This window comes from Stenotrophomonas sp. STEN087 (genome assembly GCF_056759115.1).
Map to the genome: position 1 here is coordinate 1 of NZ_JBRRCR010000011.1, position 24,423 is coordinate 24,423.

A 24,423-nucleotide genomic window follows, 5' to 3' on the forward strand; every position below is an offset into this window, starting at 1 on the left:
GCGCCCCCCCCCCCCCCCCGCGCGCCGCCGGCCCGCGCCCGCCGGGCCGCCCCCCCCCCCCGGCGCCGCGCCCGCGGGCGGGGGCGCCCCCCCCCCCCCCCCCCACTACCGGTTACTGGGTTTCGAGCTGCTTCCGCAGCGCGGCCAGCTGCGCGCGCAGGGTGTCGTTCTCGCGGGTCAGGGCGACCACGCGACGACGCAGCGCCGGGGCGTCCTCGCCCAGCTGCTCCAGTGCGGACAGCACTTCGGCATCGCGGCTGGCGACCTCATCCTCGCTCGGCTCCTCGAAATCCATCTCGGCCGCTTCAGGCTTCGGTGCGCGCGGCTTGCGCTTGGATTCGCGCACGCGCTTGGCTGCCTGCTTCAGCTCGTCCTTGCCACCGGCGGCGGCTGCGCGCTGCTCCTCTTCCGGCAGGTCGGCCACGGCCGCAGCCGCGCTGATCGAGATCACGCCGGCCTTCACCGCTTCCACCACCTCGGCCGCGGCCTGGGCGTGGATGCGCTCGATCATGCCGACCTGACTGGTGCTCAGCTTGGCTTCGCGGGCCAGTTCGGCACGGCTGATCTTCGGTGCGGGCTCCCACGGCGGGCTGTCTTCGCCTGCGTCGTCGGCCGGTTCGGCGGTGCCGTCGCTCTCGCGCTGCAGCTGCGCCTGTTCCACCTGCTTGCGGGCGGACAGGATGTCGCGCTTGCGCAGGGCCAGTACGCCGCGCTGGAAGTCGGACACGCTACGGCGGCCCAGATGCTGCTCGATCATCCACAGGTGCACGTCTTCCATGCTCTGGAAGCGGGTGTTTTGCACGGTGTTGAACGGCAGGCCGTGCTTCTGGCAGATGCCGAAGCGGTTGTGGCCGTCCACCAGCACATCACCCCACAGCACCAGCGCGTCGCGGCAGCCCTCGGCCAGGATGCTGCGCTCCAGCGCGTCATGTTCGTCCGCGGTCAGCGGGTCGATGTAGGCCTTCAGTTCTTCTTTGACGACGATGTCCATGGGCACGGCAACAGTCAGGAGCGGAACCGACCATTGTACCCGCTCGCCGGCGCCGGCCCGGGCTCAGGCGGTGGCCCGGATCATCTCGCCCAGGGTGCCGGTGATCTGGTCGATCTGCGCCTTGTCCACGATCAGCGGCGGCGACAGGGCGATGATGTCGCCGGTGCAGCGCACCAGCAGGCGGCCATCGTGGAAGCAGCGCCGGTACACCTCGTAGCCGCGGGCGCCGGCGGCATCGCGGCGTGGCGCCAGCTCGACCGCGCCAACCAGGCCGAAGTTACGGATGTCCACCACGTTCGGCAGGCCCTGCAGGGCATGCAGGCGCTCCTGCCAGTATTCGCCCAGCTCGATGGCGCGCTCGAACAGGCGCTCCTCGGCGTGGATGTCCAGGGTGGCCAGGGCGGCCGCGCAGGCCAGTGGGTGGCCCGAATAGGTATAGCCATGGAACAGCTCGATGGCCTGCGCCGGGCCCTGCATGAAACTGGCATGCACCGCATCGCCGACCAGGACTCCGCCCAGCGGCACCGCCCCGTTGCTGACGCCCTTGGCGAAGGTCAGCAGGTCCGGCGTGACCCCGAAGCGCTGCGCGGCGAAGGGCATGCCGACCCGGCCGAAGCCGGTGATGACCTCGTCGAACACCAGCAGGATGCCGTGCTGGTCGCAGATCTCGCGCAGCCGCTGCAGGTAGCCGGGGGAGGGCAGGATCACCCCCGCCGAGCCAGCGACGGGCTCGACGAACACGGCGGCGATCGTGGACGCATCGTGCAGCGCGATCAGGCGTTCCAGATCGTCGGCCAGTTCGGCGCCGTGGCGCGGCAGTCCCTTGCTGAACGCGTTGCGCTCCAGGTCCAGGGTGTGGCGCAGATAGTCGACGCCGCCCAGCTGCAGGCCGAACTGCCGGCGGTTGTTGGGCAGGCCGCCGAGGGCCATGCCGCCGAAGCCGACCCCGTGGTAGGCCTTTTCGCGGCTGATGAAGCGGGTGCGCTGGCCCTCGCCACGCAGGCGATGGTGGGCCAGCACGATCTTCATCGCGGTATCCACGGCCTCCGAGCCGGAGCTGGTGAAGAACACATGGTTGAGCCCGGCCGGTGCCAGCGCGGCCAGCCGCTGGGCCAGGGCGAAGGCCGGTGGCGATCCCATCTGGAAGGCCGGCGAGTAATCGAGCGTGGCCGCCTGTTCGGCGATGGCCTGGACGATGCGCGGCCGCGCGTGGCCGGCGTTGCAGCACCACAGGCCGGCGGCGCCGTCGAGGATGCTGCGCCCGTCGATGTCCTCGTAGTGCATGCCCTCGGCACGCACCAGCATGCGCGGCGCACCCTTGAACTGGCGGTTGGCGGTGAACGGCATCCAGTACGCATCCAGCAATTCGGGGCGCTGGGTGGCCAGTGCGTGCGGGTCGATCGCGGGGTTCTTCATGCCGCCTCCGTCGGTTCCGATGCACCGACTGTAGCGCAGCCCGGTCATCGCGGCGGTAGCGGCGGCGGCAGAACAGGCGCATCACGGCCACGGCGGTATAAACGAGGCATTCGCTGCCTGGAGCCGGACATGGCTGATTTCCCCGACCGCAACCACTGGCAGGCTCTGGCCAGCCAGCTGGCCATTCCCGCACAGGCCTTCATCGATGGCCGCTACGTGGACGCGGCCAGCGGCGCCCGTTTCGACTGCATCAGCCCGATCGATGGCCGCGTGCTGGGCCAGGTGGCCGACTGCGATGCGCAGGACGTGGAGCGTGCGGTGGCAGGCGCGCGGCGTGCCTTCGAGGCCGGCCACTGGTCGCAGGCCGGCCCGGCGCACCGCAAGCGCGTGCTGCTGGCGTTGGCCGCGCTGGTGGAAAAACATGCCGACGAACTGGCCCTGCTGGAAACCCTGGACATGGGCAAGCCGGTGCGCGATGCGCGTCGCGTCGACCTGCCCGGCGTGGTGCGCTGCCTGAGCTGGACGGCCGAAGCGGTGGACAAGCTGTACGGCGATATCGCGCCGACCGGCCCGAACGAACTGGGCCTGGTGAGCCGCGAGCCGGCTGGCGTGGTGGCCGCGATCGTGCCGTGGAATTTTCCGCTGCTGATGGCCTGCTGGAAGATCGCGCCGGCGCTGGCGATGGGCAATTCGGTGGTGCTCAAGCCCTCGGAGCGCTCGCCGCTGAGTGCACTGCGGTTGGCCGCACTCGCTGCCGAAGCCGGGCTGCCCGATGGCGTGCTGAACGTGCTGCCCGGGCAGGGCATGTACGTGGGTGAACCGCTGGCGCTGCACATGGATGTGGACGTGCTGGCGTTCACCGGATCGACCGCCACCGGCGCGAAGCTGCTGCAGTACGCCGGCCGTTCCAACATGAAGCGGGTGTGGCTGGAGTGCGGTGGCAAGAGCCCGCACCTGGTGTTCGCCGATGCGCCGGATCTGGATGCGGCGGCCAAGGGTGTGGCGCGGGGCATTTTCTTCAACCAGGGCGAGGTGTGTACGGCGGGCTCGCGGCTGCTGGTGGAACGTTCGATCCGTGACGATTTCGTGCACCAGGTGGTGGCGTATGGGCGGCGCATGCAGCCGCGCCATCCGCTGGAGGCCGATGCGCCGATGGGCGCGCTGGTCGATGCCGCGCACGTGGACAAGGTACTGGCCGACATCGCGGGCGCCGAGGGCGACGGTGCGCGCCTGCTACTGGGCGGGCAGCGCGCCGAGGTGGAAGCGGGCGGGTGCTACGTGCAGCCCACCGTGTTCGACCAGGTGCGGCCGGAGCAGGCACTGGCGCGCGAGGAAGTGTTCGGGCCGGTGCTGGCGGTGCTGGCCTTTGATGGTGAAGCAGAGGCCGTGCGGCTGGCCAACGACAGCCGCTATGGGCTGGCCGCCGGACTGTGGACGCGCGACCTGGGGCGAGCGCATCGCGTGTCGCGGCAGCTGCGCGCGGGCAGTGTGTGGGTGAATGGCTGGGATGGCGGTGACATGAGCGCACCGTTTGGGGGTTACAAGCAGTCGGGCAACGGCCGCGACAAATCGCTGCATGCGTTCGACAAGTACAGCGAGATCAAGGCGACCTGGATCCAGTTGTAGCGTTGAGCCGCCGGGCATGGCCCGGCGCTACCGGCACCGCGCGCTCACCACCAGCACCGCATCACGCAGCGCCTGCCGGTCCATTTCCTCCACCGCCCCCTGGAAATAGTCCATGTCCTGCTTGCCCAGCTGGCACGGATCGACGATGTACCCAGGCGGCCACAGGCCGAGCAGCTGCGCCACGCCGTGCACGATCTGCTCGGGCGTCATCGTCCTGCGGATGCGGAAGTAGTTCCGCCGCGGTCCGAACGCGGCATGCACCTCGCGACGGCCGATCAATCGTGGTGCCACCCCCGCCGCCGTGATGCCATCACCGCCGTCGATGCTGCCGGCCGGCAGACCCAGTACGAGGGGGGCCGGTGTCGGCGTACTGTCGCTTTCCACATCTGCCGGCGGCAGCGGTACAGGCGCAACCCGCCGCGAGGGGCGGGCAGGCGTCGGTGTCGCCAATACCGCAGCGGGCACGACGCGCGGCGCGGGCGGCTGCAGCGGCGGCGGCAGCCAGCGCAGGCTGATGCGTTCTTCGGCCTCCCGCGCTGGGCCCAGCCGGCCGCTCTGCCACAGCCACGCGCCCAGCAGGGCATGCAGCAGCACCACGACCAGCCGGGCCGCCGTGCGCGGCAGCTGCGGTGAATCGGACCAGCGCAACGCAACCACAGGGGCCATCGGCGAAGCATCCATGCAGGGACCGGTGGCGCAGCCTAACCAGTGTCCAGAAAAATTCCGTTGGCATCGGTGTCGGCTGAAACCATCGTCCCGTCAGGCCGCCCGCGCGTGGCAGAATCGGTCGATCCACCTTCCACGCCTTGCCGATGTCCTCGATCACCGCTGCCGCTCCGCCCGTGAATTCCCCCAGCCGCGTCCTGCTGGCCAGCCTCATCGGCACCACCATCGAGTTCTTCGATTTCTACATCTACGCCACGGCGGCGGTGCTGGTGTTCCCGCACCTGTTCTTCCCGGAAAGCAGCGACCAGGCGGCCCTGCTGCAGTCGCTGGCGACCTTCGCGGTGGCCTTCATCGCGCGCCCGGTGGGCTCGGCGGTATTCGGCCACTTCGGCGACCGCATCGGCCGCAAGGCCACGCTGGTGGCGGCGCTGCTGACCATGGGCCTGTCCACGGTGGCCATCGGCCTGCTGCCCACCCATGCGCAGATCGGCCTGTGGGCGCCGGCCCTGCTGGCGCTGTGCCGCTTTGGCCAGGGCCTGGGGCTGGGCGGTGAATGGGGCGGGGCGGTGCTGCTGGCGACCGAGAACGCGCCGCCGGGCAAGCGCGCCTGGTACGGCATGTTCCCGCAGCTGGGCGCGCCGCTGGGCTTCCTGCTGTCGGCCGGCATCTTCCTGCTGCTGGGTCGCTGCCTGGGCCAGCAGGACTTCCTGCAGTGGGGCTGGCGCATTCCGTTCGTGGCCAGCGCGCTGCTGGTCGGCCTGGGCCTGTGGGTGCGCCTGAACATCCACGAGACGCCCGATTTCCAGCAGGCGCTGGAGCGCAAGGCGCCGGTGCGGCTGCCGATGTGGACGGTGCTGCGTGGCCACTGGCTGCCGATGCTGCTGGGCACGCTGGGCGCGTTCGCCACCTTCGTGCTGTTCTACCTGATGACGGTGTTCAGCCTCGGCCACGGCACGTCCGTGCTGGGCTACAGCCGCGAGCAGTTCCTGCTGATGCAGATGGGCGCGATGCTGTTCTTCGCGGCGGGCATTCCGCTGTCGGCGCGTTATGGCGACCGCTGGGGCACGCGCCGCACGATGGTCTTCGCCAGCCTGCTGATCCTCGGCTTCGGCGTGCTGTTCGCGCCGCTGTTCCAGGCGAACAGCCCGTGGCTGGTGTTGAGCTTTTTGTGCCTGGGCCTGTTCCTGATGGGCCTGACCTACGGCCCGTGCGGCACCTTCCTGGCCGAGATCTATCCGGTGGAAGTGCGCTACACCGGCGCATCGCTGTCGTTCAACCTGGCCGGCATCCTGGGTGCAGCGCCGGCGCCGTACCTGGCCACCTGGCTGGCCGAGCGCTTCGGCCTGGTCGCGGTGGGTTACTACCTGTGCCTGACCGCCGTGGCGACGTTGTGCGCGCTGCTGGCCCTGCAGCGGCGCGCGCAGCTCAGCCAAAGAAACGCTTGAGCGTGCGGCCCAGCCAGCCGCCGCTCTGGTGCTCGCGGGCGAACTGGTTGAGGTGCGCCTTGACCTGTTCGGCGTAGGCTTGGTCATCGCCGCGGATGTGGTTGAACAGCCAGCGCGAGAGCATCGTGCGCAGTTCGTCGGTCACGTCTTCGCCGGCCTGGAAACGCAGCCGGTACTCGGCCACGCGCTTGATGAAGATCTCATGCACGCGCTTGTGCGCGGCACAGAACGGATAGCCCGCTTCCTCCATCAGCTCTTCCTCGAACGCGAAGTGCGACATGGTGTAGTCCACCACTTCGTCGATCACTTCGGCCACCACCGCCGTCTGCAGCCCGGCCTGGGCCACGTGCAGGTGGTTGAGCATGTCGACGATGCGTCGGTGTTGCTGATCGATCACATCGATGCCGATGTTCAGATCGTCCTGCCAGACCAGTAGTGCCATCCCCGGCTCCCCTTCATGTTCATGTCGGGGCTGACTGTAGGATCGCCGCGCTCAGGCGGCGTTGATCTGGATCAAAGCGCGGCGGCCATCGCCGCTTCGCGCGGGCGCAGCGGGTTGGCCACGGTCGCGCAGCTGACCCGGTTGCGGCCGGCCGCTTTGGCCAGGTACAGCTGGCGGTCGGCCTCGGAAATCAGCTTGTGCAGCGAGTCGCGCTGCGGGTGCAGGCAGCACAGGCCGATGCTGACGGTCATGCGCAGGATGGCGGTGCCGATGTCCACTTCCAGCGCGGCGATGCGCTGGCGCAGTTCCTCGAAGTAGACGATGGCTTCGTCCTGTTCCATCTCCGGCACCAGCAGGCAGAATTCCTCGCCGCCGAAACGTGCGATCAGGTCCTGGCTGCGCGCGTGGTCGCCCACCGCGCGGGCCACCGCGCGCAGCGCATCGTCGCCGGCTTCGTGGCCATGGGTGTCGTTGATGTGCTTGAAGTGGTCGATGTCGATCATCGCCACCGCCACGCACTGGCCATGCAGCTGCAGCTGCGGCAGCTGGCGCTGGCTCTGTTCCAGGAAGCAGCGGCGGTTGGGCAGGCCGGTGAGGAAATCGCGGGTGGCCAGGTCCTGCAGGGTGCCGATCAGCTCCAGCTGGTCGACGTTCTGCGAAACACGGCAGAAGAATTCCTCGCGCGAAAAGGGCTTCCGCAGGAAGTCATTGGCGCCGTTCTTCAGGAAGCGCGGGATCAGCGAAGCGTCGGTGTTGCCAGAAATGCCGATCACCGCCACCTTGTCGCGCGAGCGCAGGGTGCGCAGGCGACGGGTGAATTCCACGCCCTGCATGCCGGGCATTTCCTGGTCGACCACGGCCAGGCGGATGGCCGGGTGCGCTTCGATCGCGGCCAGGCCTTCGGCACCGTCGGCGGCCTCGAACACTTCATGGCCGTACATGCGCAGCAGCGCCGCGGCGTAACCTCGGGCCGAGGGTGAGTCATCCACCACCAGCGCGGCGATGCGGCGGTTGCGTTCCAGCCGCTGCACCAGCCACACCAGGTAATCGATGCTGCCGGGCGTGTTCTTCAGTACGTAGTCGATGATCTGCTGCTGCAGCACGCGCTTGCGCAGGTCTTCGTCGTACACGCTGCTGACCACCACGGTGGGCAGGTCGCGCTTGAGGAAGAATTCGACGACTGCATCGCGGTCACCGTCGGCCAGCACCAGCCCGGTCAGCACCAGGAACCAGCCGCCATCGTCACTCAGCAGGCGATCCGCCTCGGCCAGGGTCGAGGCCACCACTACCGGCAGTTCCAGACGCTGCTCGATCGCTTCTCGCAGCATTCCGGTGAACGCGCGGGAGTTTTCCACCAGCAGGATCCGCTGTGGAAGGGGGTCTGCCAGGTCGCCATCGACAACGACCTGCGGGAGGACGGGCATGGTGCGGAGGCTCACGTGAGGGAGGGGCGCTCGGGAAGGGTAGCGGCGGTTTCGACAGAAACTTTAGCCGCGCCGTGTGACCGCAGCGGGATGGCACATGGCTGCGGTGGACCGGGACCGGTATGCTCGGTGCCGCTTGCCGGCCGTCCTGGCCGGGAGCCCTCGGAGTTCACGGGCACCGTCAGTGCCCGCGCCGATGCACAGCGGCTGTGCCAGGCGAACGCGGCAATGCCTGGCCGCCCATCACCATTCATTCCACAAGGGGGTTGCCCGTGCGTTTTTCCCGTATGCGTATTGCGATTGCAGCGGCTGCGCTGCTGTCCACGCCGATGATCGCCGCTGCTGCTTGCTGTCCCAGCGACGGCAATGGCATCCAGCTGGCCAAGAGCGGCCTGGGCGAGTCGCTGCCTGCCACGTTGAACCTGAGCCAGGATCCGTCCTGGCAGGTGTATGGCTTCCAGCGCGATGGCATCACCTATTTCCAGGTGAATGACCTGACCGGTCAGGTGAAGCTGATCGTCGGCACCCTCGACAACGTGTTCTGGACCCTGCCGGCGGGCAAGTCGCCGGCGAAGACCTCGTTGCCCTCGCAGCGCCTGGTGATTCCGGCCAATGCGCCGCGCCAGGTGGTGTACCGTCGCGCCGAGTTCTCGCTGGTGGTGTATGGCAAGGGCGCCGATGCGATCTGGTCGGTGGAGCTGCCGGGCGAAGGGCAGTAACGCTGATGCATGACCGGCCCTGCCGCGCGCAGGGCCGGTCGTTGCGGTGCTCAGTGCAGGCCGTGCGGCGCCAACCTTGTCGGCAGTGCAGTGTCCTGCTCGGCATGCGCCGGTGAATCCAGCAGCAGCATCCGGATGCGGTTGCCGCGGAAGTCCACGCGTCCGCCGTAGGCAATGGGCCGCGCACTCAACCGGCGTCGTGCCAAGGCCACGGTGTCGTCAGACAGGGTGCGGTAGCGGTCCAGCAGGCCGACGGTGACCACGATGCCGCGCTGTGTTCCGCGGCGACCGCAGCGTGCGCGCACCTGGATCTGTCCGCGCTCACCGTTCAGAAGCAGCGAAACCGCCTCGGCCAGGGTGCGGTAGGTGGCCAGCTGCAGGCCAAGGTTCAACTGGCAGGGGTCGCCCTGCAGCTGGTGGCGACCGAGGCGATCGGTCGCGTCCCAGGCGTGGTGGATGCCGCTGGCCTGCAGGGCCAGATAGAGGCCCAGCTGCTCCAGTTCAGCCGGGTAGACCATGCTGGTCAGCTCGCGGAACTGCCGCGAATGGCTGGTCGCGGTGCCCAGCAACCGTCGCGCGGGTTCGTGGTGCCCATGCAGCTTCAGCAGGTCGGCGGTCTCGCCCAGCGACGTTTCAATGTCATCGGCAATGCGCCGCAGTGCCAACGCGCGCTGGCGCAGGTCCATTTCATTGGCGATATGCGCATTGCGGGAAAAATCGGCCGCCTGCCGCCCCGCCTGGTCCTGGTGCGCGTGGTGGTGGTAGTGCTGGCTGATGCGCGAGCCCAGTGCCAGCAGGGCGGTGCCGGCGACCGCGACGATCTGCAGGGTCATGAACGTGCGCTCATCGAACGAGCCGGGCAGGCCGCTGCTGGGCGTGCCCACGCTGATCAGCATGTTCAGCAGCGGCACCGCGAGGGCTGCACCGCGCCAGCCGTGCATGCAGGTCAGCACCACGGCGGGCAGTGCCATCAGCAGCTGCAGGCTGGTCTTGGCCGGGTCGGAGCTGGCGCCCGCCCAGATCGCCGCGCTGCCCAGCACCAGCAGGGCGGCCAGCGGGGCCAGGGTCGGCCACTGCCGCCAGCTGGACCAGTCATGTCCGGCGCTGCGCCGCGACCACAACAGGGCGAGCGGGACCACGGTGATGATCGCGATGTAGTCGCCCAGCACGTAGCGGATGGCGGTACCCAGGATCGGATCGGAGGGCGGGGTGGGCCACAGCAGATGGGCCAGGCCCAGCTTCAGGACCGCGGTGGCCAGCGCCGCCCACGCGGCGATGGACAGCATCCAGGCTTCGCCGCAGGTGGCCAGGTGCCGGCGGTGCAGGGCCACCACCAGGGCCACGGCGGGTATCAGGCAGGCCGATGCCAGTACCACCCACGGCAGCCCGTAGCGGTCGATCATCGGGTAGCGCATCTGCGCGAAGTAGGCGTACTCGCCCAGGATCAGATAGCCCCACAGGCGGGGCGGGCACAGCAGCAGTGCGGCGACGCGGATGCCGGCAGGCAGGTAGAACTGGTCCAGCGAAATCTGCCGGGTGGCCCAGCAGGCAAGCGCGTACAGCGCCGCCAGGGCAAGCCCCGCCGGGCGGATACGTACATCCAGGCGAATTCCATTCGTCCACCAGTTCAATCGCAAGCCTCCCATGCTGCTGCGCGCCAGCGCCCTTCAGGCTTCGCGCCTGGCCCCAGCCCGCGACAGTATCGGCTGCGGCGGACGCTTGCAATTGCCTGCAACGGCCGTGCCACTCCGCCGCTGCCGCGCGGTCTGCGACGGCTCTGACCGAGTTCACACTTTCACGTCACGGGGCTACCACAGCGCGTCGCGCAGCTTGTACCAGGACATCGCCGCCACCAGCAGCGGCGTGCGCAGCAGCCGGCCGCCGGGGAACGGCGCATGCTGCAGTCGCTGGAACACATCCAGCCGCGCGCTCTGGCCATCGATGGCCGCGGCGATCACATCGCCGGCCAGGCCGGCGGCGGCCACGCCGTGCCCGGAAAAACCCTGGGCGAAATACAGGTTGCCATCGAGCCGGCCCCAGTGCGGGGCACGGTTGCGGGTGATGTCCACGTAGCCGCCCCAGACCTGTTCCACGGCCACGTCGGCCAGCTGCGGGAAGACCTGGTGCATGCGCCGCTGCATCAGCCCACGCAGCCCCGGCGGCGGCAGCGCCGAGTAGCTGGCACGGCCGCCGAACAGCAGGCGGTGGTCATGGCTGAGGCGGAAGTAGTCCAGCGCCCAGGCGGTGTCGGCCACCGCCATGTTGTTGCGGATCAGCTGCCGCGCCCGCTCGGCGCCCAGCGGCGCGCTGGCGCCGATGTAGGTGCCGACCGGCATGATGCGGCGCTCCAGTTCCGGCAGCAGCCCCTGCAGCCAGGCATTGCCGGCCACCACCAGGTGCGCGGCACGCACGCTGCCCTGCGCGGTCTGCAATGTGGCCTGCGCGCCACGCTGCACGCGGGTGATCGGCGAATGCTCGTGGATGACCACGCCGGCCGCACGGGCGGCATCGGCCAGGCCGCGCGCATAGGCCAGCGGGTGCAGGTGCGCACTGAGCGGATCGAACATCGCGGCGCGGTAGCGCGGGCTGTCCAGCTGCGCGTGCAGGACATCGCGCTCCCACCACTGCATCGGATAGTCGTAATGGCGCTGCAGGTGCTCGCAGCCGGCGCGCAGGTCGCGTTCGTGGCGTGCACGGATCGCGACGCTGGCATGGCCTTCCACCCAATGGCAGTCGATGCCGTGGCGCGCGATGCGCTGGCGCATCGACTGCACCGCCTCGCGCGACCAGTCGAACAGATGGCGGGCGTCGTCGCGGCCGAGCTGGCGTTCCAGCGCATCCACCTCGCAGCCGTAGCCCACCAGCGCCTGGCCGCCGTTGCGTCCGGACGCCCCCCAGCCGATGCGCTGCGCTTCCAACAGCACCACGCGGTAGCCGCGCAGGGCCAGTTCCAGCGCAGCGGTCAGGCCGGTGTAGCCGGCGCCGAGCACCGCCACGTCGGCCTGCACATCGCCGCGCAGCGGCGGCAGCGCAACCGGTTCGGGCAGGCTGTCGGCGTACCAGCTGGGCGGGAAATCCGCGCTCACCGCAGGCCTCGCGGGCACGGGATGAAGGGGCAGGGCGGGGGCGGGCGATCACTGTTCACCGGCATAGTCTGGCCGATGCACGCGGCCGGGTGTGTGACGGCGACGACTTGCCGCCCGCGCGCACCGGCGGTTACTTTGATGCCCAGGCCAAGGATGCCCACGCCAAGGAGTTTCCCCATGCGCCGCCTGCCCTGGGTGGGCCTGCCCACCGACAGCACCGTGCTCGGCCATCACCGTTTCGCGGTGGCCGGCGAGAAGTACGTGCGCGCGCTGGTCGACGCGGCCGAGGTCACCCCGCTGGTACTGCCCAGCCTGCAGCCGGCACTGCCGGCCGAGGATTGGCTGCAGGGCCTGGATGGCCTGCTGTTGACCGGCGCGGTCAGCAACATCGAGCCGCAGCACTATGAAGGGGGCCGCAGCTGGCCGGGCAACCTGCATGACCCCGCGCGTGATGCCAACGCCTTCGCCCTGCTGCAGGCCGCGCTGGCGCTGGACCTGCCGGTGCTGGCGATCTGCCGCGGCTTCCAGGAGTTGAACGTCGCCCTGGGCGGCAGCCTGCATCCGCAGGTGCATGCAGTGCCGGGGCTGGCCGACCATCGCGAGGATCCGCAGGCACCGGTCGAGGTGCAGTACGGGCCGGCGCATGCGGTCACCCTGGCTGGCGATGGCTGGCTCGCGCAGTGGCACGGCAGCGACCACGCACAGGTCAATTCGGTGCACGGGCAGGGCATCGCCCGGCTGGCCGATGGCCTGCAGGTGGAGGCGTGGGCCGGCGATGGCCTGGTCGAAGCCGCACGCAGCCGCCACCATCGTTTCGTGCTCGGCGTACAGTGGCACCCGGAGTGGCGTGTCATGCAGGCGCCGTTCTATCACGCTATTTTCCGTGCTTTCGGCCAAGCTTGCCGGCAGTACCAACAGAACCAACTGGATTCCCGATGAGTTCCCGACCTCGCCCGCGCAAGACGGCCACGCCCCCCGCACCGCAGGAAAGCAGCCTGCTGCGCTGGCTGAAGGAGCGGCGCATCACCGAGGTCGAGTGCCTGGTGCCGGACATCACCGGCAACGCACGCGGCAAGATCATCCCGGCCGACAAGTTCTCGCACGACTACGGCACGCGCCTGCCCGAAGGCATCTTCGCCACCACGGTCACCGGTGAATTCCCCGACGATTACTACGACCTGACCTCGCCGTCGGACTCGGACATGATGCTGCGGCCCGACCCGGACACCGTGCGCATGGTGCCGTGGGCGGCCGACGCCACCGCACAGGTCATCCATGACTGCTACACCAAGACCGGCGAGCCGCACGAACTGGCCCCGCGCAACGTGCTCCGCCGCGTGCTGGCTGCCTATGCCGAACTGGGCCTGCGCCCGGTGGTCGCACCGGAGCTGGAGTTCTTCCTGGTGCAGAAGAACACCGACCCGGATTTCCCGCTGCTGCCGCCGGCCGGACGCTCCGGGCGTCCGGAGACGGCGCGGCAGTCGTACTCGATCGATGCGGTCAACGAGTTCGATCCCATCCTCGACCTGATGTACGACTACGCCGATGCGATGAAGCTGGACGTGGACACGCTGATCCACGAATCCGGCGCGGCGCAGCTGGAAGTCAACTTCACCCACGCCGATGCGATGGATCTGGCCGACCAGGTGTTCCTGTTCAAGCGCACCATGCGCGAGGCGGCGATGCGCCACGGCGTGTACGCCACCTTCCTGGCCAAGCCGATGGAGAACGAGCCGGGCAGCGCCATGCACATCCACCAGAGCCTGGTGCGGGTGAGCGACGGCAGCAACGTGTTCACCGGCGAGACCCATGGCGAGGGCGAGTTCAGCCCGGTGTTCGGCCATTACCTGGGCGGCCTGCAGAAGTACGTGCCGCAGGCGATGGCTTTCTTCGCGCCGAACGTCAATTCGTACCGGCGCCTGGTGTTCGGCGAGGTCTCGCCGAGCAACGTGCACTGGGGCTACGACAACCGCACCTGCGGCCTGCGCGTGCCGCTGGACACGCCGGAGAACATGCGGGTGGAAAGCCGCTTCGCTGGGTCCGATGCCAACCCCTACCTGGCGATGGCCGCGACCCTGGCCTGTGGCCTGCTCGGCATCCGCGAGCGGCTGGCCCCGGACGCGCCGGTGACCGGCAGCGCCAAGGAGCTGGGCTACAACCTGCCGCGCTCGCTGGGCGAGGCGCTGGACGGGCTGGAACAGTGCGCCGAACTGCAGGCCCTGCTGGGCGAACGCTTCTGCCGGGCCTACATCTCGGTCAAGCGCAAGGAATACGAGACCTTCTTCCGCGTCATCAGCTCGTGGGAGCGCGAGTTCCTGCTGTTGAACGTGTGAAGGCCCGCAATTGATGAATGAGCCGCCGGGGGGTAGGCTGGCACCCGTCGCCGGCCCCGCCGGCCTCCCCCCATTCCGCATTCTGGAGCACCCGATGAAGCTGCGTATCCTCACGCTCGGCCTGGCCTCCGCCATGCTTGCCGCCTGTGGCGGTGGCAACGGCGGCGCGCAGGACAGCCAGGTCCTGAACGTCTACAACTACAGCGATTACATCGCCGAGGACACCATCCCGACCTTCGAGAAGGAGAGCGGGATCAAGGTGACCTACGATGTGTTCGACAGCGACGAGATGGTCGAGACCAAGCTGCTGGCCGGCAACAGCGGCTACGACGTGGTGGTGCCGACGCTGAACTTCTTCGGCCGCCAGATCCAGGCCGGCGTGTTCCTGCCGCTGGACAAGAGCAAGATCCCGAACCTGGCCAACCTGGACCCGTCGGTGATGAAGCGCATCGCCACCCAGGACCCGGACAACAAGTACGGCGTGCCGTACATGATCGGCACCACCGGCATCGGCTACAACGTGGACATGCTGAAGGAGCGTTTCGGCGGCAGCGCCGACATCGCCAACAGCTGGGACCTGATCTTCAAGCCGGAAAACATCGCGAAGATGAAGGACTGCGGCGTGACCATCCTGGACACGCCGGCGGACATGATCCCGATCGCCCTGCATTACCTGGGTCTGGACCCGCACAGCGGCGACCCGGCCGAGCTGCAGAAGGCGGCCGACCTGCTGAAGTCGATCCGCCCGTACGTGCAGAACTTCCACTCCTCGCAGTACGTGGGTTCGCTGGCCAACGGCGGCACCTGCCTGGTGGTGGGCTGGTCGGGTGACATCATCCAGGCCCGCGACCGCGCCGAGGAAGCCAGCAACGGCGTCCACGTGGCCTATTCGATCCCGAAGGAAGGCGCCCCGCAGTGGTTCGACATGCTGGCGATCCCGAAGGACGCCAAGCACCCGGAAGCAGCCTACACGTTCATCAACTACCTGCTGGAACCGAAGGTCGCCGCGGCCAACACCAACTTCATCCACTACGCCAACCCGGTGCCGACCGCGACCCCGCTGGTGGACGAAGCGATCCGCACCGACCCGACCATCTACCCGCCGGCCGACGTCGCCGAGAAGATGTTCACCTACTCGATCAACACCCCGGAAACCGACAAGCTCTATACCCGCTTGTGGACCGAAGTGAAGACCGGCAAGTAGGTGCCGACCGTTGGTCGGCACGCTTTCTGGTAGGGCCGACCAACGGTCGGCCTCCACCAAGCAGAAAAACGGAGGCCAACGGCCTCCGTTTTTTTTGCTTCTGCTTCTGCTCTGCCGTTGACCTCCCCTCCCCCCCCGGCGCTGCACCCTGCCAACCGGGAACTCATCGCCGGCACTCGACAAACGCTTTCACCTCACCTCCTCACCCCTTCCCCTACCGTCCCGTATGGCACCGACCACCGCCACGACGAGACAATGACCGACCACCCCCCGCGCACCGACGCCCCCACCGACGAAGCCCCCTCCACCCACGAGGACAAGCCTTCGCCGCTGAAGAACCCCAAGGTCCGCTGGACCCTGGCCATCATCGGCGCCGTCGTGATCATCGCCCTGGTCGCCTGGCTCATCTACCACCTGCTGGTCGGCCGCTACCTGCAGGACACCAACAACGCCTACCTGCAGGCCGACGCCGTGGCCGTCGCCCCGCGCATCAACGGCTACGTCACCGAAGTGCTGGTGCAGGACAACCAGTGGGTCAAGGCCGGCGAACCACTGCTGCGCATCGACCCGCGCACCTACCGCGCCACCCTCGACCAGGCCGAGGCGGTCATCGCCGTGCGCGAAGCCGACATCGCCGCTGCCGCCGCCGGCGTGCAGGGCCAGCAGTCCAGCCTGCTGCAGGCGCGCACCCAGCTCACCGCCGCCACCGCCTCGCTGCGCTTCGGCAAGGCCGAACTGGCCCGCTTCACCCCGCTGGCCGCCAGCGGCGCCGACACCCACGAGCATGTGGAAAGCCTGCGCCACGACGTCGAACGCGCGCAGGCCCAGTACGATGCGGCCAAGGCGCAGATCCAGGGCGCGCAGAGCCAGATCGAGGCCAGCCAGGCACAGCTGGAACAGGCCAACGCCGGCCTGAAGCAGGCCCAGGCCGATGCCGCGCAGGCGCGCGTCGCCTTCGAAGACACCGAGCTGCGCGCGCGCATCGATGGCCGCGTCGGCAACAAGACCGTGCAGGTCGGTCAGTTCGTCGCCGCCGGCACCCGCACCATGACCATCGTGCCGGTCGAATCGCTGTACCTGAGCGCCAACTTCAAGGAAACCCAGGTCGGCCTGATGCGCGCCGGGCAGCCGGCCGAGATCAAGGTCGACGCACTGCCGGGCACCACCCTGCATGGCACGGTGGAAAGCATCTCGCCGGGCACCGGCTCGCAGTTCGCGCTGCTGCCGCCGCAGAACGCCACCGGCAACTTCACCAAGGTCGTGCAGCGCGTGCCGGTGCGCATCCGCGTGGAGGCCGGTGCCGAGGCTCGCAAGGTGCTGGTGCCGGGCATGTCGGTGGAAGTGACCGTCGATACGCGCAATGCCAAGGATGCGCGCGAGCGCACGAAAGACGAGGCCGAGGCCACGGCCGCGCCGGCGCGATGAACGCGACCACCGCCCCAGCAGCGCCCGCCGCCGAGGGCAAGGCCGATGCCGGTGCGTGGCTGGCCGTGGCGGCCGGCACCATCGGCTCGTTCATGGCCACGCTGGACATCTCCATCGTCAACGCGGCGCTGCCGACCATCCAGGGCGAGGTCGGCGCCAGCGGCACCGAGGGCACCTGGATCTCCACCGCCTTCCTGGTCTCGGAAATCGTGATGATTCCGCTGACCGGCTGGTTCGTGCGCACGCTGGGCCTGCGCACCTTCCTGCTGATCTGCGCCACGCTGTTCACCGCGTTCTCGGTGATGTGCGGCCTGGCCGATTCGCTGCCGATGATGATCGCCGGCCGGGTAGGGCAGGGCTTTGCAGGCGGCGCGCTGATTCCCACCGCGCTGACCATCGTCGGCACGCGGCTGCCAGCGAAGCAGCAGCCGCTGGGCACCGCGCTGTTCGGCATGACCGTCATCCTCGGCCCGGTGATCGGCCCGCTCCTGGGCGGCTGGCTGACCGAGAACGTCAGCTGGCACTACGCCTTCTTCATCAACGTACCGATCTGTGCCGGACTGGTGGCCTTGCTGCTGCTCGGCCTGCCGCATGAAAAATCGAACTGGGGCGGGCTGCTGCGTGCGGACTGGCTGGGCATCATCGGCATGACCGCCGGCCTGTCCGCGCTGACCGTGGTGCTGGAAGACGGCCAGCGCGAGCGCTGGTTCGAATCGACGATGATCGTGGTGCTCAGCCTTGTCTCGCTGCTGGGGTTTGCCCTGCTCGCGCTTTCGCAGTTCACCAGCAAGGCGCCGGTGATCCGCCTCAACATCCTCTTCCAGCGCAGTTTCGGCGCGGTGTTCGTGATGGTGATGGCGGTGGGCATGATCCTGTTCGGGGTCATGTACATGATCCCGCAGTTCCTGGCGATCATCGCCGGCTACAACACCGAGCAGGCCGGCTACGTGCTGCTGCTGGCCGGCCTGCCGACCATCCTGCTGATGCCGTTGATGCCGAAGATGCTGGAAACGGTGGACGTGCGCATCATGGTGTTCGGCGGCATGCTGTGCTTCGCCGCGGCCTGCTTCGTCAACCTCGGGCTGACCCCGGACAGCATCGGCCCGCACTTCGTCATCGGCCAGCTGCTGCAGGGCTGCGGCCTGGCGCTGGCGATGATGGCGCTGAACCAGGCGGCCATCACCTCGGTACCGCGCGAGTACACCAGCGATGCCTCGGGCCTGTTCAACGCCGCGCGCAACCTTGGCGGCTCGATCGGCCTGGCCATCATTTCCACGTTCCAGGAACGCCGCGCCACCCTGCACATCGATGCGATCGGCAGCAGCGTCACCGCCAATTCAACCATCGCCCAGGACGCGCTGCATGCCTATGGCCAGCAGCTGGGTGATGCCACGCAGGCGATGGCGGTGCTGGCGCAGACCGTGCAGATGCAGGCGATGGTGATGGCCTACAACGACCTGTTCTGGATCTTCGGCCTGATCGTGGTGGCGACCCTGCCGCTGGTGTTCCTGCTCAAGCCCCTGCCCAAGGGCGTTCCATTGGCGATGCACTGATGAATTTGACGACCCTCACCACCTCCCTTCGCCCGCACCGCCTGTGGCCGGCCACCCTGCCGCTGCTGCTGGCCGGCTGCATGCTGGGCCCGGATTACGTGAAGCCGGACGTGGCCACCGGCGCCACCGCACCGGCACGGCTGCCGCGTGCCGCGCAGGCCGACGTGCAGCCGGCCACGCCGCCCAGCCAGTGGTGGCGCGCGCTGAATGATCCGCTGCTGGACCAGCTGGTGGACGAGGCGCTGCGCAACAGCCCCAACCTGCGTGCTGCCCAGGCCAAGCTGCTGGCGTCGCGCGCGCTGCAGCGCCAGCGCCGTGCCGAGCAGCTGCCCAGCGTGGGCGCCGTCGCCGGCTATGCCAACGTCAAGGCGCCCAATGCGCTTGAAGACAGCGTGCGCGGCCTCGGCGAGAACATCGCCGGCGTGGCCGAGGCCAATGGCCGCCCGCAGGAGGCGGCGCAGCTCCGCCAGCAGTTCGCGGACATCGACCTGGACACCGAGCTGTACGTGGCCGGCTTCGATGCCAGCTGGGAGCTGGACCTGTTTGGTCGCCGTCGTCGCGCAGCCGAGCAGGCCGCCGCCGAAGCCGAGGCCAATGCCGCGGCGCTGGCCGATGCGCAGGTGCAGCTGGCGGCCGAGCTGGCGCAGGTCTACCTGGGCTACCGCAGCAGCCGCGAGCGCATCGCGTTGGCCGAGGTCAATCTGCGCGCCGCCGATGACAGCCTGCAGCTGACCCGACAACGACGCGAGCGCGGTGCCGATTCGGACCTGCAGGTCGAACGCGCGCAGGCCCAGCGTGAGCAGCAGCAGGCCGCGCTGCCGCCGCTGCGGGCACAGGCGGACGAGGCGCGTGACGTGCTGGCGCTGATGGTCGGCCGCGAGCCCGGTGCGCTGGACGCGCGGCTGGCCGCCGACCAGCCGTTGCCGGTGCTGCCGGCCCGCGTGCCGGTGGATGATGCGGGCGCGCTGATCCAGCGCCGGCCGGATGTGCGCAAGGCCGAGCGCGAGCTGGCGGCCTCCTCGGCGCAGATCGGCCAGGCGATTTCGGCCTACTTCCCGCAGGTGACCCTGCTGGGCAGCATCGGTGCCGGTGCCACCTCGATCTCCGACCTCGGGCCGGATTCGGCGGCGACCATCGTCGCCCCGTTCCTGCGCTGGTCGCTGTTCGACTTCGGGGTGAACAAGGCGCGCGTGGCGCAGGCCCGGGCCGGCAACGAGGCGCGGCTGGCGGCCTATGAGGGCACGGTACTGGCCGCGCTGCAGGATGCCAACACGGCGCTGGCCCGGTTCGGCGCCGCCCGCCAGCAGCTGCAGGCCAGCCTGCGCGCCGAGGCCTCGGCCGACCGCTCGCTGGCCCTGATGCAGCAGCGCCGGCAGGCCGGTGCCACCTCGCAGATCGACCTGTTGGACGTGCAGCGCCAGCGCCTGCAGGCCCAGGATGCCGCCGCCCAGGCCCGCCTGCAGCTGCTGGTGCGCTACGTGGCCCTGCAGAAGAGCCTGGGCCTGGGCTGGCAGGACGCCCCTCCGGTGGCCGCACGGTGATGCGTTCCGCCGGGCAAGGCCCGGCGCTACCAGAACGATGCCCCCGGAACCGTTGACGCCGCCGCGCACCCCGGTAGCGCCGGGCCATGCCCGGCGAGCGCAGCGGCCAGACGCCCGCCCGCCACAGCCTGTCATACCGTCATCGCCCCCCGGCCGGTAGAATGGCCACCGCTGTCCACCGCCCGCTCCCGGAGCCCCCATGCCCGTTGAAGCCCAGCCGGAAGCCGCCGTCGTCGATGCGAACGGTGCGCCCGGCTATCTCTCCATTCGTGACCTGCGCAAGGAATTCGATGGCTTCGTCGCCGTCGACGACGTCAACCTGGACGTGCGCAAGGGCGAGATCTTCGCCCTGCTCGGTGGCTCGGGCAGCGGCAAATCGACCCTGCTGCGCTGCCTGGGCGGCTTCGAGACGCCCACCAAGGGCAGCATCACCCTCGATGGCCAGCGCCTGGACGCGCTGCCGCCGTACCAGCGGCCGGTCAACATGATGTTCCAGTCCTACGCCCTGTTCCCGCACATGACGGTCGAGCAGAACATCGCCTTCGGCCTGAAGCAGGACGGCCTGGCCAAGGACGCGATCAGCCGGCGCGTGGGCGAGATGCTCGACCTGGTGCAGATGGCCCACCTGGGCAAGCGCAAGCCGCACCAGCTCTCCGGAGGCCAGCAGCAGCGCGTGGCGCTGGCGCGGTCGCTGGCCAAGGGGCCCAAGCTGCTGCTGCTGGACGAACCGATGGGCGCGCTGGACAAGAAGCTGCGCTCGCAGATGCAGCTGGAACTGGTCAGCATCATCGAATCGTCGGGCGTGACCTGCGTGATGGTCACCCACGACCAGGAAGAGGCCATGACCATGGCCACCCGCATCGCGGTGATGGATGCCGGCTGGATCCAGCAGGTCGGCAAGCCGGATGAGGTCTACGAGCAGCCGGCCAACCGCTTCGTCGCCGGCTTCATCGGCTCGGTCAATCTGTTTGAAGGTGTCATCGACGAGGACCTGCCCGAGTACGTGACCGTGCGCTCGCCGCTGTTCCCCGCACCGGTCTACATCGCCCACGGCATCACCTGCTACGAAGGGCAGCCGGTCGCGTTCGCGCTGCGCCCGGAAAAGGTGATGATCGGCAAGGACGAACCGGAAGCGCCGACCAACAAGGCGCAGGGTGTGATCGAGGACATCGCCTACTTTGGCAGCCATTCGGTCTACCACGTGCGCCTGCCCAGCGGCGCCAAGGTGCTGGCCAACTTCGCCAACTCGCAGCGCTGGGCCAGCGATGGCCTGACCTGGGGCGATGAAGTGTGGGTGCACTGGCGCGACAACGACGGCGTGGTGCTGACCTCATGAGCGCGGCAGGCCTGAAGCGCTGGCTGCCGGGCACGCGTGCCACGGTCATCGGCATTCCCTACCTGTGGCTGCTGCTGTTCTTTGCGGTGCCGTTCCTGATCGTGCTGATGATCAGCTTCTCGCACAGCCGGGTCGGCTCGCCGCCGTACACCTGGCTGCTCCAGTATGTCGATGGCGCGTTCTCGCTCAAGCTCAACCTCGAGAATTACCTGGCGCTGTTCCGCGATTCGATCTACGCCCAGGCGTTCCTGAGCTCGATCAAGATCGCGGCCATCTCCACCTTCCTCACCCTGTTGATCGGCTACCCGATGGCCTATGCCATCGCGCGCCTGTCGCCGGCCGCGCGCAACGTGGCGATGATGCTGGTGGTGCTGCCGTCGTGGACCTCGTTCCTGATCCGCGTGTATGCGTGGAAGGCGATCCTGGACCGCAACGGCCTGCTCGACCAGTTTTTGCAGTTCACCGGCCTGCAGTCGCTGATGACCAGCATGGGCCTGCCCAAGCTGCAGCTGATCGACACTCCCACGGCGGCCTACATCGGCATCGTCTACTGCTACCTGCCGTTCATGGTGCTGCCGCTGTACGCCAACCTGGTCAAGCATGACAACCGCCTGCTGGAAGCGGCCTACGACCTCGGCGCCAAGCCGTGGCAGGCGTTCCTGCGCATCACCCTGCCGTTGTCCAAGGCCGGCATCGTCGCCGGCTGCATGCTGGTGATGATCCCGGCGGTGGGTGAATTCGTGATCCCGGAAATGCTCGGCGGCTCGGAAACGCTGATGGTCGGCCGCCAGCTGTGGAACGAGTTCTTCAACAACCGCAACTGGCCGGGTGCCTCGGCGATGGCGGTGGCGATGATCCTGCTGCTGCTGGTGCCGATCCTGTGGTTCAACCGGTCCCAGCAGCGCCTGCTGGAAGGGAAGCAGGCATGAGCCCGCGTAGCGCAAAGGGCCTGGGCCTGGGCGTGCTGCTGCTCGGCTTCGCCTTCCTGTACCTGCCGATCCTGCTGCTGATGTTCTATTCGTTCAACAGCTCGCGGCTGGCAATGGTCTGGGCCGGGTTCTCCACCCGCGCCTACAGCGACCTGTTCGCCGACCGCGCGCTGATGGATGCGATGTGGACCAGCCTGGTGGTGGCGTTCTGGACCGCCTGCACCGCGACCGTGCTGGGCACGCTGGCCGCGATGGTGATGACCCGCTTCCGCCGCTTCCGCGGCAAGCAGGTGTTCGGTGCGCTGGTCACCGCGCCGCTGGTGATGCCTGATGTGATCCTCGGCTTCTCGCTGATGGCCCTGCTGGCCTCGATGGGCGCCATTCCCGGCTTCCCCGCACGCGGCCTGGCCACCATCTGGATCGCCCACGTCACCTTCACCCTGTGCTTCGTCACCGTGGTGGTGTCCTCGCGCCTGCAGGAAATGGATCTCTCGCTGGAAGAAGCGGCGATGGATCTCGGCGCCAGCCGCCTGACCGTGTTCGGCCGCATCACGCTGCCGATCATCGCCCCGGCGCTGGTGGCCGGCTGGCTGCTGGCCTTCACCCTGTCGCTGGATGACGTGGTGGTGGCCAGCTTCGTTGCCACGCCGGGCTCGACCACGCTGCCGATGAAGGTGTTCGCCTCGGTGCGCATGGGCATCAGCCCGAAGATCAACGCGCTGGCGACCCTGCTGGTGTCGGCGGTGTCGGTGGCCGCGGTGATCGGCTGGTACATCAACGCGCGTGCCGAGAAACGGCGCCAGCGTGACCTGCAGCTGGCCCGCCAGGACAACGGCTGAGGCCCGCACGCCGCCATGCGGCGGCAACACCCGGCTCACGGGTGCCGGCGCAGAATGGGGATCTGCCTGATGGAGATCCCCCATGACCGTCGAAATCGTCAACCCGGCCACCGGCCAGGTCACCTACCGCCATGAACTGTTCGGCGCGGCCGACATCGAGCAGCGCCTGCAGGCCGCCGCCGAGGCGTTCCCCGTGTGGGCCGAGCGATCCCTGCAGGATCGCGGCGCCATCCTCAAGAGCATCGCCGCCCAGCTGCGCGCACGCCGCGATGACCTGCAGCAGGCAATGACCGGCGAGATGGGCAAGCTGAAGGCCGAGGCCTTGGCCGAGGTCGAAAAATGCGCGGCCGCCTGCGAGTTCTACGCCGACCATGCCGCGGATTACCTGAAGCCGCAGATCATCGACACCGAGGCGCAGCGCAGCTACGTGCGCTACGAGCCGATCGGCTGCGTGTTCGCGGTGATGCCGTGGAATTTCCCGATCTGGCAGGTGTTCCGTTTCCTCGCCCCGGCCTTCATGGCCGGCAACGTGGCCCTGCTCAAGCACGCCAGCAACGTGCCGCAGTGCGCCGACCTGATCCTGGCGGTGTGTCGTGACGGTGGCCTGCCGGCGGGTGTGTTCGACGTGCTGCACATCGACAACGACCAGGCCGCCGAGGTGCTGCGCGACGCGCGGGTAAAGGCGGTGACCCTGACCGGCAGCGAGCGGGCAGGGCGCTCGATTGCCTCCAATGCCGGCAGCGAGCTGAAGAAATCGGTGATGGAGCTGGGCGGCAGCGATGCCTTCGTGGTGCTCGACGATGCCGACCTGGACAAGACCGTCGCCGCGGCGGTGAAGTCGCGCTTCGACAACAGCGGGCAGACCTGTATCGCGGCCAAGCGCTTCATCGTGGTCGAGGCGGTGGCCGATGCATTCACCCAGCGCTTCGTCGACGCCGCCGGCCAGCGCCAGTACGGTGATCCCAACGACGGTGCCACGACGCTGGCACCGATGGCCCGTGCCGACCTGCGCGACGAGCTGCACAAGCAGGTGCAGGCCAGCGTGGCCAAGGGCGCACAGGTCCTGGCAGGCGGCGAGCCGATTGCGGGAACCCACGCGGGCTATCCGGCCACCGTGCTCGACCAGGTGGGCCCGGGCATGCCGGCCTACGACGAGGAACTGTTCGGGCCGGTCGCGGCGGTGATCCGGGTCAAGGACGAAGCCGAGGCGCTGCGCGTGGCCAATGACACCCGCTTCGGGCTGGGCGGCAGCGTGTGGACCGGCGACGTGGTGCGCGGCGAGCGCTTCGCCCAGCGCATGGAATGCGGCGCGGCCTTCGTCAACGCCATCGTCAAGAGCGATGCGCGGCTGCCGTTCGGCGGCAGCAAGGAATCGGGCTTCGGCCGCGAACTGGCCGACCACGGCATCCATGAGTTCATGAACATCAAGACCGTCTACGTGGCCTGAT

General features: G+C 68.8%; 20 protein-coding genes. 13 read left to right on the forward strand and 7 right to left on the reverse strand.

The annotated features are described in order from the left end of the window. Positions 1–112: 112 nt before the first annotated feature. Both ACVOK1_RS04715 and aptA read right to left on the reverse strand, forming a co-directional pair. Complete coding sequence (locus ACVOK1_RS04715; RefSeq protein WP_481561281.1) at positions 113–991, reverse strand: ParB N-terminal domain-containing protein; 879 nt, start codon at positions 989–991, stop codon at positions 113–115. A gap of 63 nt (positions 992–1,054) precedes the next feature. After that, on the reverse strand, positions 1,055–2,407 hold the full coding sequence (gene aptA / locus ACVOK1_RS04720) for an omega-aminotransferase AptA (RefSeq protein WP_481561282.1): 1,353 nt from the start codon (positions 2,405–2,407) through the stop codon (positions 1,055–1,057). Between the two features lie 129 nt (positions 2,408–2,536). Here aptA and ACVOK1_RS04725 point away from each other — a divergent pair, with 129 nt between their 5' ends. After that, entirely contained in the window at positions 2,537–4,033 is a 1,497-nt protein-coding gene (locus ACVOK1_RS04725) for an aldehyde dehydrogenase (RefSeq protein WP_481561283.1), read from the forward strand. Positions 4,034–4,060: 27 nt separating this feature from the next. Here the strand turns inward: ACVOK1_RS04725 and ACVOK1_RS04730 are convergent, their stop codons facing one another. After that, entirely contained in the window at positions 4,061–4,699 is a 639-nt protein-coding gene (locus tag ACVOK1_RS04730) for a hypothetical protein (RefSeq protein WP_481561284.1), read from the reverse strand. A gap of 146 nt (positions 4,700–4,845) precedes the next feature. Between ACVOK1_RS04730 and ACVOK1_RS04735 the strand changes: the two genes are divergently transcribed. Next, positions 4,846–6,144 (forward strand): MFS transporter, encoded by a 1,299-nt coding sequence (locus ACVOK1_RS04735; RefSeq protein WP_481561285.1) that lies wholly within the window; start codon positions 4,846–4,848, stop codon positions 6,142–6,144. Here ACVOK1_RS04735 and ACVOK1_RS04740 read toward each other — a convergent pair. Beyond that, positions 6,125–6,586: a bacteriohemerythrin gene (locus tag ACVOK1_RS04740; RefSeq protein ID WP_108768362.1), complete on the reverse strand. Its 462-nt coding sequence runs from the start codon at positions 6,584–6,586 to the stop codon at positions 6,125–6,127. The genes ACVOK1_RS04735 and ACVOK1_RS04740 overlap by 20 nt on opposite strands. A gap of 71 nt (positions 6,587–6,657) precedes the next feature. Further along, positions 6,658–8,010, reverse strand: a complete 1,353-nt coding sequence (locus tag ACVOK1_RS04745) for a diguanylate cyclase (protein WP_200753352.1) — start codon at positions 8,008–8,010, stop codon at positions 6,658–6,660. Positions 8,011–8,297: 287 nt separating this feature from the next. Between ACVOK1_RS04745 and ACVOK1_RS04750 the strand changes: the two genes are divergently transcribed. After that, positions 8,298–8,729 carry a hypothetical protein gene (locus ACVOK1_RS04750; RefSeq protein ID WP_200753357.1) on the forward strand — a complete coding sequence of 144 codons (432 nt, stop codon included), beginning with the start codon at positions 8,298–8,300 and terminating at the stop codon, positions 8,727–8,729. A gap of 50 nt (positions 8,730–8,779) precedes the next feature. On the opposite strand, the gene ACVOK1_RS04755 is transcribed toward ACVOK1_RS04750, so the two are convergent. Continuing rightward, the gene (locus ACVOK1_RS04755; protein WP_481561286.1) at positions 8,780–10,360 is read right to left on the reverse strand and encodes an MASE1 domain-containing protein; all 1,581 of its coding nucleotides are present in this window, start codon (positions 10,358–10,360) and stop codon (positions 8,780–8,782) included. Positions 10,361–10,537: 177 nt separating this feature from the next. Beyond that, the gene (locus ACVOK1_RS04760; protein ID WP_481561287.1) at positions 10,538–11,815 is read right to left on the reverse strand and encodes an NAD(P)/FAD-dependent oxidoreductase; all 1,278 of its coding nucleotides are present in this window, start codon (positions 11,813–11,815) and stop codon (positions 10,538–10,540) included. A gap of 177 nt (positions 11,816–11,992) precedes the next feature. Between ACVOK1_RS04760 and ACVOK1_RS04765 the strand changes: the two genes are divergently transcribed. The 10 genes from ACVOK1_RS04765 to ACVOK1_RS04810 all read left to right on the forward strand — a co-directional run bounded on the left by ACVOK1_RS04765 (position 11,993) and on the right by ACVOK1_RS04810 (position 24,422). Further along, positions 11,993–12,754, forward strand: coding sequence for a gamma-glutamyl-gamma-aminobutyrate hydrolase family protein (locus ACVOK1_RS04765; RefSeq protein WP_481561288.1), 762 nt, complete (start codon positions 11,993–11,995; stop codon positions 12,752–12,754). Next, complete coding sequence (locus tag ACVOK1_RS04770; RefSeq protein WP_079221322.1) at positions 12,751–14,148, forward strand: glutamine synthetase family protein; 1,398 nt, start codon at positions 12,751–12,753, stop codon at positions 14,146–14,148. The genes ACVOK1_RS04765 and ACVOK1_RS04770 overlap by 4 nt, the downstream gene beginning before the upstream one ends. Before the next feature lie 94 nt (positions 14,149–14,242). Further along, positions 14,243–15,352: a polyamine ABC transporter substrate-binding protein gene (locus ACVOK1_RS04775; RefSeq protein ID WP_481561289.1), complete on the forward strand. Its 1,110-nt coding sequence runs from the start codon at positions 14,243–14,245 to the stop codon at positions 15,350–15,352. 255 nt (positions 15,353–15,607) lie between these two features. After that, a complete protein-coding gene (locus tag ACVOK1_RS04780) occupies positions 15,608–16,777 on the forward strand; it encodes an HlyD family secretion protein (RefSeq protein ID WP_481561290.1) in 1,170 nt (389 codons plus the stop codon). Continuing rightward, positions 16,774–18,330 carry a DHA2 family efflux MFS transporter permease subunit gene (locus ACVOK1_RS04785; protein ID WP_481561291.1) on the forward strand — a complete coding sequence of 519 codons (1,557 nt, stop codon included), beginning with the start codon at positions 16,774–16,776 and terminating at the stop codon, positions 18,328–18,330. The genes ACVOK1_RS04780 and ACVOK1_RS04785 overlap by 4 nt, the downstream gene beginning before the upstream one ends. Continuing rightward, positions 18,330–19,871 carry an efflux transporter outer membrane subunit gene (locus ACVOK1_RS04790; RefSeq protein ID WP_481561292.1) on the forward strand — a complete coding sequence of 514 codons (1,542 nt, stop codon included), beginning with the start codon at positions 18,330–18,332 and terminating at the stop codon, positions 19,869–19,871. The genes ACVOK1_RS04785 and ACVOK1_RS04790 overlap by 1 nt, the downstream gene beginning before the upstream one ends. Before the next feature lie 199 nt (positions 19,872–20,070). Then, entirely contained in the window at positions 20,071–21,207 is a 1,137-nt protein-coding gene (locus ACVOK1_RS04795; protein WP_481561293.1) for an ABC transporter ATP-binding protein, read from the forward strand. Further along, positions 21,204–22,136, forward strand: a complete 933-nt coding sequence (locus tag ACVOK1_RS04800; RefSeq protein WP_406232170.1) for an ABC transporter permease subunit — start codon at positions 21,204–21,206, stop codon at positions 22,134–22,136. The genes ACVOK1_RS04795 and ACVOK1_RS04800 overlap by 4 nt, the downstream gene beginning before the upstream one ends. Next, entirely contained in the window at positions 22,133–22,975 is an 843-nt protein-coding gene (locus tag ACVOK1_RS04805) for an ABC transporter permease subunit (protein WP_108768374.1), read from the forward strand. Before ACVOK1_RS04800 ends, ACVOK1_RS04805 begins: the two co-directional genes overlap by 4 nt. A gap of 82 nt (positions 22,976–23,057) precedes the next feature. Next, positions 23,058–24,422 (forward strand): NAD-dependent succinate-semialdehyde dehydrogenase, encoded by a 1,365-nt coding sequence (locus tag ACVOK1_RS04810; protein WP_481561294.1) that lies wholly within the window; start codon positions 23,058–23,060, stop codon positions 24,420–24,422. Position 24,423 lies beyond the last annotated feature (1 nt).

Excerpts from the sequence above, each read along its gene's own strand:
- aptA (WP_481561282.1), bottom strand. The coding sequence starts at position 2,407 with ATGAAGAACCCCGCGATCGACCCGCACGCACTGGCCACCCAGCGCCCC.
- ACVOK1_RS04790 (WP_481561292.1), top strand. The coding sequence starts at position 18,330 with ATGAATTTGACGACCCTCACCACCTCCCTTCGCCCGCACCGCCTGTGG.
- ACVOK1_RS04735 (WP_481561285.1), top strand. The coding sequence starts at position 4,846 with ATGTCCTCGATCACCGCTGCCGCTCCGCCCGTGAATTCCCCCAGCCGC.
- ACVOK1_RS04795 (WP_481561293.1), top strand. The coding sequence starts at position 20,071 with ATGCCCGTTGAAGCCCAGCCGGAAGCCGCCGTCGTCGATGCGAACGGT.
- ACVOK1_RS04730 (WP_481561284.1), bottom strand. The coding sequence starts at position 4,699 with ATGGCCCCTGTGGTTGCGTTGCGCTGGTCCGATTCACCGCAGCTGCCG.
- ACVOK1_RS04750 (WP_200753357.1), top strand. The coding sequence starts at position 8,298 with ATGCGTATTGCGATTGCAGCGGCTGCGCTGCTGTCCACGCCGATGATC.
- ACVOK1_RS04725 (WP_481561283.1), top strand. The coding sequence starts at position 2,537 with ATGGCTGATTTCCCCGACCGCAACCACTGGCAGGCTCTGGCCAGCCAG.
- ACVOK1_RS04715 (WP_481561281.1), bottom strand. The coding sequence starts at position 991 with ATGGACATCGTCGTCAAAGAAGAACTGAAGGCCTACATCGACCCGCTG.
- ACVOK1_RS04775 (WP_481561289.1), top strand. The coding sequence starts at position 14,243 with ATGAAGCTGCGTATCCTCACGCTCGGCCTGGCCTCCGCCATGCTTGCC.
- ACVOK1_RS04810 (WP_481561294.1), top strand. The coding sequence starts at position 23,058 with ATGACCGTCGAAATCGTCAACCCGGCCACCGGCCAGGTCACCTACCGC.
- ACVOK1_RS04785 (WP_481561291.1), top strand. The coding sequence starts at position 16,774 with ATGAACGCGACCACCGCCCCAGCAGCGCCCGCCGCCGAGGGCAAGGCC.
- ACVOK1_RS04765 (WP_481561288.1), top strand. The coding sequence starts at position 11,993 with ATGCGCCGCCTGCCCTGGGTGGGCCTGCCCACCGACAGCACCGTGCTC.
- ACVOK1_RS04770 (WP_079221322.1), top strand. The coding sequence starts at position 12,751 with ATGAGTTCCCGACCTCGCCCGCGCAAGACGGCCACGCCCCCCGCACCG.
- ACVOK1_RS04805 (WP_108768374.1), top strand. The coding sequence starts at position 22,133 with ATGAGCCCGCGTAGCGCAAAGGGCCTGGGCCTGGGCGTGCTGCTGCTC.
- ACVOK1_RS04800 (WP_406232170.1), top strand. The coding sequence starts at position 21,204 with ATGAGCGCGGCAGGCCTGAAGCGCTGGCTGCCGGGCACGCGTGCCACG.
- ACVOK1_RS04780 (WP_481561290.1), top strand. The coding sequence starts at position 15,608 with ATGACCGACCACCCCCCGCGCACCGACGCCCCCACCGACGAAGCCCCC.
- ACVOK1_RS04740 (WP_108768362.1), bottom strand. The coding sequence starts at position 6,586 with ATGGCACTACTGGTCTGGCAGGACGATCTGAACATCGGCATCGATGTG.
- ACVOK1_RS04745 (WP_200753352.1), bottom strand. The coding sequence starts at position 8,010 with ATGCCCGTCCTCCCGCAGGTCGTTGTCGATGGCGACCTGGCAGACCCC.